Here is a 597-nt window from a genome sequence, read left to right on the forward strand (position 1 = left end):
TTTTCCCTCTCAGAATTAATCCATCTATCCCATCTCTCCTTGTTGTTTTTACACGATCCCCCACTTTATTTTTACTATAGTAGTGAAGTTCAGTACTTCTGTAGTATAGTAGAGGGAATGAAGCGACAAATACCGAAAACCCAATTGGCTTTGCAATACATCGAGAAGGGGATGAGTGCTGCTCAGGCAGCTCGCAAGCTAGAGATCTCTGAATCCGGGGTATATGCCGCATTGCGTAAAACCAAGGCAAAAGATCTTGGCTGTTGTCCTACTTGTGGTCACAAAATAAGGAACTAAGATGAAAAAGACTCTATTAGCCGTAGCGTGTATCTCAGTAGCTGCTTTTGCTTATGCCAATAACGTCTCTGACTCTTCTGAGTTAGTGACTCAGCAGTGCAAGATCTCCGCTGAAGCGGTATCAACCTTAAAAGGGCTGCGTTATGGCAATACAGCCATTCGTAAGGATGTCGCTAGCCTGATTAACCAAAGCCTTAAAACCTCTGAAAACCGAGACTTAGCGAATAAGACTCTCAATCAGATGGTGGATGACAGAATCAGTGATGTGAGAAGTCTAGAGGGGAAGTATTGTTCTTGAGG

The 597-nt window shown here is 43.4% G+C and carries 2 protein-coding genes; both read left to right on the forward strand.

Translation table 11 applies throughout. The features are described 5' to 3' along the window. Positions 1–117 precede the first annotated feature (117 nt). Positions 118–297 carry a hypothetical protein gene (locus tag ICN47_RS12745; protein WP_216220282.1) on the forward strand — a complete coding sequence of 60 codons (180 nt, stop codon included), beginning with the start codon at positions 118–120 and terminating at the stop codon, positions 295–297. A gap of 1 nt (position 298) precedes the next feature. Beyond that, positions 299–595, forward strand: coding sequence for a hypothetical protein (locus tag ICN47_RS12750; RefSeq protein ID WP_216220283.1), 297 nt, complete (start codon positions 299–301; stop codon positions 593–595). The last annotated feature ends 2 nt before the right edge of the window (positions 596–597 follow it).

Origin of the sequence: Polynucleobacter sp. AP-Latsch-80-C2 (assembly GCF_018882185.1) — a bacterium.
In the GTDB taxonomy this organism is placed as follows: Bacteria; Pseudomonadota; Gammaproteobacteria; order Burkholderiales; family Burkholderiaceae; genus Polynucleobacter.